Source organism: Microcystis sp. M109S1, assembly GCF_020247025.1.
Classification (GTDB): domain Bacteria; phylum Cyanobacteriota; class Cyanobacteriia; order Cyanobacteriales; family Microcystaceae; genus Microcystis.
On the sequence record NZ_JADBRW010000198.1, the window covers coordinates 17,943 to 27,425 of the forward strand.

At 44.8% G+C, this 9,483-nt stretch carries 7 protein-coding genes; 3 read left to right on the forward strand and 4 right to left on the reverse strand.

Annotated elements, in window-relative coordinates; translation table 11 throughout:
- Window positions 1–100 precede the first annotated feature (100 nt).
- Together dxr and IM322_RS09735 are read right to left on the reverse strand one after the other, a co-directional pair.
- The gene (gene dxr / locus IM322_RS09730; RefSeq protein ID WP_287675592.1) at window positions 101–1,273 is read right to left on the reverse strand and encodes a 1-deoxy-D-xylulose-5-phosphate reductoisomerase; all 1,173 of its coding nucleotides are present in this window, start codon (window positions 1,271–1,273) and stop codon (window positions 101–103) included.
- Window positions 1,274–1,766: 493 nt separating this feature from the next.
- Window positions 1,767–2,600, reverse strand: coding sequence for an acyl-CoA desaturase (locus IM322_RS09735; RefSeq protein WP_110578684.1), 834 nt, complete (start codon window positions 2,598–2,600; stop codon window positions 1,767–1,769).
- A 665-nt stretch (window positions 2,601–3,265) separates the two neighbouring features.
- On the opposite strand from IM322_RS09735, the gene IM322_RS09740 reads away from it, so the two are divergent.
- The 3 genes from IM322_RS09740 to IM322_RS09750 all read left to right on the forward strand — a co-directional run bounded on the left by IM322_RS09740 (window position 3,266) and on the right by IM322_RS09750 (window position 7,339).
- Window positions 3,266–4,489, forward strand: a complete 1,224-nt coding sequence (locus IM322_RS09740) for a methionine gamma-lyase family protein (protein ID WP_287675593.1) — start codon at window positions 3,266–3,268, stop codon at window positions 4,487–4,489.
- Window positions 4,490–5,048: 559 nt separating this feature from the next.
- Window positions 5,049–5,864: a prohibitin family protein gene (locus tag IM322_RS09745; RefSeq protein WP_287673634.1), complete on the forward strand. Its 816-nt coding sequence runs from the start codon at window positions 5,049–5,051 to the stop codon at window positions 5,862–5,864.
- 224 nt (window positions 5,865–6,088) lie between these two features.
- Window positions 6,089–7,339, forward strand: coding sequence for a vWA domain-containing protein (locus IM322_RS09750; protein ID WP_287673633.1), 1,251 nt, complete (start codon window positions 6,089–6,091; stop codon window positions 7,337–7,339).
- 34 nt (window positions 7,340–7,373) lie between these two features.
- Here IM322_RS09750 and ruvX read toward each other — a convergent pair whose 3' ends face one another.
- Both ruvX and IM322_RS09760 read right to left on the reverse strand, forming a co-directional pair.
- Window positions 7,374–7,826: a Holliday junction resolvase RuvX gene (gene ruvX / locus IM322_RS09755; RefSeq protein WP_287673630.1), complete on the reverse strand. Its 453-nt coding sequence runs from the start codon at window positions 7,824–7,826 to the stop codon at window positions 7,374–7,376.
- Entirely contained in the window at window positions 7,826–9,067 is a 1,242-nt protein-coding gene (locus tag IM322_RS09760) for a GNAT family N-acetyltransferase (RefSeq protein WP_287673628.1), read from the reverse strand. The genes ruvX and IM322_RS09760 overlap by 1 nt, the downstream gene beginning before the upstream one ends.
- Window positions 9,068–9,483: the final 416 nt, after the last annotated feature.

The window sequence follows — 9,483 nt, forward strand, 5'->3', positions numbered from 1 at the left end:
ATAAATCTAGTTAACCAGAAAAAATAGCCGAAATTATTGATTTTTCTATCCTAGACCTGTAGAGACATTAGAGTTAACATCCCTACAGAATCTAGACTATCTAGACTAGATTGGCAATCAGACAGTTAGATACCTCTTGACGCGCCCAATTATCGGCGGCTAAAATGTCATCTAGGCTAGGAGTAGAACTGTTATGAATTGCAAAGCGATCGCAAACTTTTTCGATCACCCGGGGAATATCTAAGAAGCTAATCTTTTCTTCTAAAAATAACGCTACCGCTTGTTCGTTAGCCGCGTTTAATACTGCTGGCATTGCCCCACCCGCGCGGCCGGCTGCGTAGGCTAATCCCATACAGGGATATTTTTGATGATCGGGTTCTTTGAAGGTTAAACTGCCGGCTTTAACTAAATTTAAAGGTTTCCAATCGGTATAAATTCTTTCAGGCCAAGACAAGGCATATAACAGGGGTAAACGCATATCTGGCCAGCCTAATTGAGCTAAAACCGAGGTGTCCTGTAACTCAATTAAAGAGTGAATAATACTTTGGGGATGAATAACAATATCGATCGCATTATAATCGACACCAAATAAATAATGAGCTTCGATAACTTCTAGACCTTTATTCATTAAAGTAGCCGAATCGATGGTGATTTTTCTGCCCATAGACCAGTTAGGATGTTTGAGGGCATCAGCTACAGTTACTTGCGGCAATTTTTCCACCGGTAAATCGCGAAAAGCACCCCCAGAAGCAGTGAGAATAATCTTTTTTAATCCCCCCGGGGGAACTCCCTGTAAACATTGAAAAATAGCTGAATGTTCCGAATCCGCAGGTAATAATTTAACTCGGTGTTTTTCCACTAAAGGCAGCACCACCGGACCGCCAGCAATCAGGGTTTCTTTATTAGCGAGCGCAATATCTTTACCAGCAGTAATAGCGGCAATTGTCGGCAGCAATCCCGCACAACCGACAATTCCCGTGACGACGCTTTCGGAATCGCCATAACGGGCCACTTCGATTACTCCTTCCTTTCCTGCTAGGATAATCGGGGTATAGTCAAGGTCGGAAATTAGGCTTTTTAGGTCTTCTAGTTGACTTTCGTTATTAATCGCCACGATTTGCGGGCGAAATTGCCGAATTTGCTCCGATAGTAGTTGAATATTATTACCCGTGGCTAATCCCACCACTTGAAACTTATCGGGATGATCGGTGACAATATCGAGAGTTTGAGTGCCGATCGAGCCAGTAGAGCCTAAAATCGAGATTTTTTTCATTAGAAACTTAATATAATTTGGGGATTAGCTTTAAATATACGTTCTCTGGGGTCCTTCTGGCACGTCGGCATAAATATTAAACATTTGTTAAAAAAGTTAATAGTTTGACTTTTTTGTGCTAAGGGTTAGAAAAAGTCAGCGATCGAGATGGTGACAGGGAAGAAATCGAATAGAAAGGCCGATGGATTAGGCTGTCTAGCGGCGGGTCTGGTTTTTTGCCTCTTATTTCCCCTGTGTGTTTACTTTTTTGGTTGGTTATCCTTCGCTGTTGGCCCGATGGGTTGCGCTTTCCCTAGTCAATGTTCAGCAGAGGGGGAAATAATCAAGTTTATCCTATCAATGATTTCGTTTTTTGGGGGAGGATTGGCATTACCTATATTCCTCAGTTGTGCCGTGGGAAAAGCTGTTAGATTTGGGTTAAGTCGCAGAAAAAATAACCGAACTTAAGCTTAAGTTCGGCTAGATTTATAATCTATTTAACTACTGGATAAAACTAACTTTCTGTCGCCGTTGCCGTGGTGGGAGGCAACTTAATATTAGTAGCTAATCCCAGAATTTGCAGCAGACGGATGGTCATCCAAGTCAGGTCAACCTCCCACCATTGTAGGCCATGACGGGCCGAATACTGATAGGCATGGTGATTATTGTGCCAACCTTCACCGAAAGTTAAGAGGGCAACCCACCAACAATTTTTAGAATTATCGTGGGATTCATGGCTAACATAACCAAATTTGTGGGTGGCGCTATTGACAAACCAAGTGGAGTGGAAAACTAAGACCAAGCGAACAAAAATTCCCCAAATTACAAACGGCCAACCACCCATAGCATAGAGAATTAAGCCTAAAACAATTTGGATAGGAACAAAATAATTTTGACAGAATTTATAGAAAGGATCGTCGGCGATATCTTGGGTAAAACGAGCAATTTCTTCGTCGGCAGGAATTTCGTGCAGCATCCAACCCATGTGACTCCACCAGAAACCTTTATTAGAATCGTGGGGATCGGGAGCAGTATCAGAATATTTATGATGTATACGATGTAGGCCTATCCATGCGATCGCACCTCCCTGACAAGCGAGGGTCCCGCACAAAACCAGAAAGTATTCTAACCATTTGGGAGTCTTAAAACTCCGATGGGAGACCAAACGATGAAAACCGAGGGTAATTCCTAAACCCCCGGTAATCCAATAGAGAATCAATGTCACTCCCACAGCGCCCCAGCTAAAATTGCTAGGCAAGAAGGCTAAAAGAGCCACTAAGTGGATAAAAGCCATGTAGATGAGAGTCACCCAGTCGATGGGAAGTTTTTCGGAAGTCGCAACAGTCATTGAATAACCCAAAGGGAAACAACAGGAGACAGAGCATCATTGTCTTATCTGTCTCGATTTGACATAGGGGGAACTTTGACGCTTATTGACACTCCCGTCGCGCTTAAGCGAGGGATTCTTGGTTCAACGAGTCCACTTAAATTAGATGCCTTGCGTTATCCAACCCAGAGGTGGTTCTCTCCCCAAGCATTACTTTTCGTATGCCCCACGATAGTTGTATTTCTACAAAATTTGCTTGAATTGAAGTGTTAGCTTCAAATGCTGCTTTGTCTAGTTCCTGCAAAGATTTTACCTACCTACAGGTAGAAACTAGAACAATTAGGCAGAACCCCATATCTTTAATTGTCAAGGTGCAGATAGCGTAGTGGTTAGACTACAGGGGTTTTTAAAGCGGTTGATTACCCTATCCGCTATACTTGTATGGTAGCTATTTTGCCTGGATAGGTCAAGACCCTTAAAAGAGGAAGTTATTCGAGATTTTGTCAGGAGACTGGACACTTATTTTTAATCGTGCTTCGTGTCACTGAGCTTGTCGAAGTGCTGTTCTAGGCTGGCCTTTGTTTCATCCCTTCGGTAAAACCGAGGGCTTCGGCCGTGAGATCAGCCGAACGGTCTTCACCCGACATTTGAGATAAATAGTAACAAATATCACAGTCTATTGTTTGATGGATATCCCCTCTCTACTCCACAGGGCAGAAAAGGCCTTACTCCCCATCTTTTCGGAAATTGACGCACAGGTCAAGGAAAATCTCCGTCAAGTCCTCTGCGCTTTCCGTGAAAACCGCGTCGGGGTGCATCATTTTGCTAGTGTTAGTGGTTATGGTCATGATGACTTGGGACGGGATACTTTAGATCAAGTGTTCGCCCAAGCCCTGGGGGCCGAAAAGGCAGCGGTGCGGGTACAATTTGTTTCAGGAACCCATGCGATCGCCTGTGCCTTGTATGGGGTTCTCCGACCGGGGGATGAAATGTTAGCGGTAGCGGGTGCGCCCTACGATACCCTAGAGGAAGTAATCGGGATTAGGGGCAGTGGTCAAGGCTCTTTAAAGGATTTTGGCGTTAGTTATCGGCAATTAGAGCTAGATTCTACCGGTGCGATCGATTGGTTGGCTTTAGAAACGGCAGTTAAACCCCAAACCCGTTTAGTACATATTCAAAGGTCTTGCGGTTATTCGTGGCGATCGAGTTTGTCTATTGACGAAATCGAGAGAATTGTCCGTATAGTTAAACAACAAAACCCGAATACGGTCTGTTTTGTCGATAATTGCTATGGAGAATTTATCAACACCAAAGAACCCACCGACGTGGGGGCAGATCTAATGGCCGGTTCTCTAATTAAAAATCCCGGAGGTACAATCGTCACGGCCGGGGGATACATAGCAGGTAAAGCGGAATTAGTGGAAATGGCCTGCTATCGTCTGACAGCACCGGGAATCGGTAGGGAGGGAGGGGCAACTTTTGACCAAAATCGTCTTCTTTATCAGGGATTGTTTCTAGCACCGCAAATGGTGGGAGAAGCGATGAAAGGCAGTCATTTAATTGCCTATGTGGGCGATAAGTTGGGTTATCCAGTCAATCCTGCTCCTTTTGTGCCTCGACGCGATATTATTCAAGCGATTAAACTCGGTTCCCCCGATAAGCTGATTGCCTTCTGTAAAGCCATTCAAGCCTATTCTCCCATCGGTTCCTACTTGGATCCCGTTCCTGCCCAAATGCCGGGCTATGAGAGCCAAGTAGTGATGGCTGGTGGCACGTTTATCGATGGTAGCACCTCGGAATTCTCCGCCGATGGACCCCTACGGGAACCCTATATCGTTTTTTGTCAGGGGGGAACCCATTGGACTCATATTTCCCTGGCCCTAGAACAAGCGATCGCTGCTTTATCTTGAATGGTTCCTCTCACCCTCCTTCTCTCCCCTAGTTAGGGTTTGCGGCAAAAAGTACCGGCGAAGCATTCGGATAGAAAATCTACGGTTTCACCGATAGGTTATTGCCCGAATGCTTCGCCCCTACAGGACGCGGGCCGATGAAGACGCAAGGTTTTGAAGCACGATTCTCTCAAAATCTTGCACCTGTTTCACGAGAAAAGCCACAAAATCCTTACCTTGCCTACATTTCACATTTATTCAGCAAACCCTAGTGAAAATCCTAACTTCCTGTCTTTGTGGTTAACAAAAAGTAAAACGTAGGGTGCGTTAGACGGCCAAAATTGCTGCTGTGACTGGAAGGTAACAATCCCTCGTAACGCACCACCTATCATCGACTGTGATTGTGTGATGGACTATGATTGAAGTAACGCACCACCTATCATCAACTAAGTAGCCGGTTACAATTAAAGATAAAATACAAAGAACCGGAAGCTTGTCCCACTATCTAAAAATTAATTGAGATTACTTACTTATAATAACAGTGCTACGATAAAACCGATCAAATATCTAAGGAGTTGTCATGAATTACAATCGCAATATAATACCATTAATGGCTGGGGGAATTTTAATATTAGCCATTACTACCATACTGCGCCCTTTTGTTATTATTGATACTGGCGAACGCGGCGTTGTCATGTACTTTGGCAAAGTGCAAAAACAAATCCTCGATGAAGGAATTCATCCTGTTATACCGATTGTCACCAAGATCAAGCCCCTCAACGTTCGAGTACAAACAACGGAAGTAAAGGCAAAAGGATCTTCCAAAGATTTGCAAGATGTGGAAACAACTATTATCGTTAACTGGCACATCGACCCCGACAAAGTTAATCAGATTTATCAACAAGTTGGGGATATCAATGAGATTGTCTCTGGTATTATAAACCCAGCAGTATCGGAAATTGTCAAAGCGGCAACAGCACAACGTCCCGTACAAAATATCTTGCAAGAGCGAGGAGAACTCAAACGTGAAATTGATACTTCCCTCGCCCAAAGACTAAGACGTTATGGGATAATTATCAATGATGTATCTCTCGTTAATTTTGGTTTTTCTGAAGAGTTTAACGCAGCGATTGAAGCCAAACAAGTAGCGGAACAAAAGGCACAAGAAGCTGCTTTTCGCGCACAACAAGCAGAACAGGAAGCGAAAGCGGAAATCAACCGTGCGAAGGGACAGGCAGAAGCTCAAAAACTATTGCGCCAAAACCTAACAGCAGAAATTTTACAACAACGAGCAATCGAAAAGTGGGATGGACGTTTTCCTGTCGTCATGGGTGGTTCAGGCTTCCTTCCCCTGATCAACATCGATTCCAATTTGTTATCATCTCAAAAAAAGTAAATAACTTTAGTTCGCGTTAAAGAGATTTTGCCATGACTTCCACGAAAGAATAAGTCCGACCGGCTACGGTAAAATTTCCAACAAGAACGAGCATCGTAGATCGACAAAAATGAGATGCACCCACTTCTCGAACTTGTTTAACTCGATGCTGGACGGGAAAATAAGCACAAATCTAACTATACTCATTACAATATAAATATCAACGACCACGATAAAAAACTCTTATGCGGGTAACTCTAAAATCGGCCTTGAGTGACAGTCATATCGATGCTAATCAAAGCAGCAGTCAACGTCAACTGATGCTCTCGATCGCCGCCACCAGTGAACAGATCAACACAAATTTACCGATTAATCTTTGTTTAGTTCTCGATCATAGCGGTTCTATGCAGGGAAAACCCCTAGAAACGGTCAAAAAAGCGGCCTTCAGTTTAATAGAATCCCTCGGGGTTAACGATCGTCTCTCGGTAATAGCTTTCGATCATCGCGCCAAAGTTATTCTTCCCTCCCAATCGCGACAGGATGATCTGACCTCAATTCGCTCAAAAATTCAACAATTACAAGCGGGAGGAGGTACGGCGATCGATGAAGGGATAAAATTAGGCATTCAAGAAAGTTCTACCGGCAGCAAAGGTTATGTGTCTCATATTTTTCTGCTTACCGATGGTGAAAATGAACACGGAGATAATCAACGCTGTTTAAAATTAGCCGCAGTAGCGGCCGAGTACGGTATCACCTTAAATACCTTCGGTTTTGGCGATCGTTGGAATCAAGATATCCTAGAAAAAATTGCCGATATCGCCGGCGGAAGTTTATCTTATATCGAAAGACCCGAACAGGCTTTAATTGAATTTACTCGTCTATTTAACCGTTTGCAATCTGTCCGGTTAACTAACGCTTTCCTGCAATTAGAATTAGATGCTCGGACTCATTTAGCGGAGTTAAAACCCATTGCCCAAGTTGCCCCAGAAACCATAGAAATGACCCTACAAAAAGAGGGCAATTTTTACATCACCCGTTTGGGTGATTTAATGATAGATGAAGAAAAAATTATCCTCCTCAATCTCTATATCGACCAAATTCCCCCCGGTACTCACACTATAGCTCAGGTGAAGATTCGCTACGATGATCCCGCTTCCGGTCAAAAAGGGCTAGAAACTGCGACTATTAGCCTTAATATCGCATCCCAAGCTATCTATCAATCCCAATTAGACGAGCAAGTTCAGAAATCGACTCTGACTTTAGCCAAATATCGTCAAACCCAAATCGCTGAAGAAAAATTAAAACAGGGCGATCGAGCAGCAGCCGCTACCATGCTACAAACCGCGGCCAAAACCGCTCTACAATTGGGAGAAAAAAACGCCGCCACTGTCCTCCAAACTAATGCCACCCGTTTACAGGTGGGAGAAGAATTGAGCGAGGGAGATTTAAAGAAAACCCGCATTATTGCTAAAACAAGACTACAAACCGATGGTTGACATCCTCACCGTCCGTAAACGGACGGTGAGGATGTCATCGAGTTTCCTTTAAAACAACCGTATTAAATCGCCGTCGGCGATCGAGCCATTGTTGTAAAATAATCGCCGCCGCTTCCCGATCGATCGCTCCCTTATCCCAAGAGGAAAACTGTTTTTTGGCTTTTAAGAATTCTTCCGCCTCTAGGGACGTGCAACGCTCATCAATGTATTCGAGGGGCAAATCCAAGGCTATCCCTAGTTTCTGGGCGTATTTTTGCACCTGTTGGGCCTGAAATCCTAACTCTCCGGCCATGGTATAGGGCAGTCCCGCCACCAAAATCTTAATATTTCTTTCCTTGACAATTGCCTTAAACTGTGCTACGTCGGCAACAAAAGAAGAACGGATAATCGTGGTTAAACCGGTGGCGATTAAACCTGTGCCGTCACATCCTGCCACTCCTACCCGTTTTTTACCGATATCTAAGCCGAGGGCGGCGACTCTTTCCATTACACTGGATGCCCCTGATCGGGGGGTTCCGAGGGCGGTTTAACTGGGGGAAGTTCCCCCGGACTGTCGAGGGGGTCCAGAGGGGGATTATTAGGCCATTTTAACCAAGACATCCGACTAGGGATGGGAGTGCGCGGCACCGGTTGTAAACCCTGCAGCATTTCTGCTAGGGCGGAATTTTCCGGCTTAGTTTCGCGGATTTTGTGCCATACCGAGCGCGACATCATCAGGGTGTGGGAACTGCGGATCGCTCCCAATTGTTCCAGATATTCCCGTCTTTCGTGCTGATAATCAGCAGATATCAACTCTAGCGAGCGAGGGGGATATTTGCGAGTGATCTGGGCCATCTGGATTAATAACTTAGGATAGAGCCAAGTGTAGGCGGGATGGACAATTAATTTCGCTTGATGGGGTCGCTCATCCCGATTAGATAGAATTAATTCAAAATAACCGATCGCCGCTTTTCGTTGTGGTTCAAAAACGTAACCGCGACTAATTTGCGGACTGCCGCACCAACTTTGACAGCGATAGAGCAAACTATCAACTAAATTGATTTTAAAATCCTGGATATGGCGATCAAATACCTGACGCAGTAGCGGCGGCATAGACACACAATCTAACTGATAAAGCAATTGAGCGTCAGCATTGCTCACGGGCAGTAAATTCGGTAAATCTGGCTCTTGTTTCGCCAATTCCTGTAATAATTGCGGCGGTAAAGACCAATAGGTTAATTCCGCCAAAGGCTGAAAACCGTGTTGCCGGAAAAGTGCCAAACTGTCCTTTTGATTGATATTAACCTCTAACACCCAGGTGCGCGCTTCCCAAACCGTTTCTAGACAATAACGCAGTAATTGCGCCCCGATGCCCTTGGGTTCGCTTAAAGACTCCGCCGGATGCACCCGCACCTGTTCCACCCGCCAAGTGCTGCGACTACTATTAAAAGGGGTGACTTGGATTGCCCCGCGAATTTTCCTTTCTTCTCCCCGATTGGCCATGGACTCGGCCACATAGACATGAAAACGGTGTTGGAGAGGATTAGGAAAAAGACTGAGAATTTTAAACAACCCAAACCAAGGCCGCACCTGTTGCACCTGCGTGCGGAAATTTTGGGCGCGACGATCAATATCCTCATCGAAGTCATCCAGGGTTAAAGCTTCAATGTCTTCCAAATCCCGATATTGTACGGGACGGATCGGGCGATCGCTAAAATCGTCCCCTTGGGGAACAGGAGAAGTGGTCATGGCTCTGGGGTAAATATCGTCTATGCACCTATCTTACCGAAAAATTGGGTTGAAAGCCTCGCCCTTTTAGGGCGACTTTATATGATCTATGATATTAAGAATAGGGGGCCGGGTAAGCAACCGCTTAAAAAACCCAGTCATCGCCGGATGAACGCACCTTGAAAACTAGAGTTATGGGGTTCTATAGGGGAATGCTCCTATAGGTAAAAATTCTCAGCACCAAGTACCAAAGAAACCAATTATTTTAGAGGTTTTGAACTGTATCGTGGGGCACACGAAAACAGGCTTCTGTAAGGTCGCGAAAGTCTGAGGAGAGAACCACCTCTGGGTGGGATTTCGCCAGGAATCTAATTCAAGTCCACATCGTTGAGCCAGAAATTCTCAGCAGTGATGCTAGAAGAATCCACGTCCGTTTA

Coding starts and splice junctions, on each gene's coding strand:
- IM322_RS09735 (WP_110578684.1), bottom strand. CDS start 2,600: ATGACTGTTGCGACTTCCGAAAAACTTCCCATCGACTGGGTGACTCTC.
- IM322_RS09745 (WP_287673634.1), top strand. CDS start 5,049: ATGAATTACAATCGCAATATAATACCATTAATGGCTGGGGGAATTTTA.
- IM322_RS09740 (WP_287675593.1), top strand. CDS start 3,266: ATGGATATCCCCTCTCTACTCCACAGGGCAGAAAAGGCCTTACTCCCC.
- IM322_RS09760 (WP_287673628.1), bottom strand. CDS start 9,067: ATGACCACTTCTCCTGTTCCCCAAGGGGACGATTTTAGCGATCGCCCG.
- ruvX (WP_287673630.1), bottom strand. CDS start 7,826: ATGGAAAGAGTCGCCGCCCTCGGCTTAGATATCGGTAAAAAACGGGTA.
- dxr (WP_287675592.1), bottom strand. CDS start 1,273: ATGAAAAAAATCTCGATTTTAGGCTCTACTGGCTCGATCGGCACTCAA.
- IM322_RS09750 (WP_287673633.1), top strand. CDS start 6,089: ATGCGGGTAACTCTAAAATCGGCCTTGAGTGACAGTCATATCGATGCT.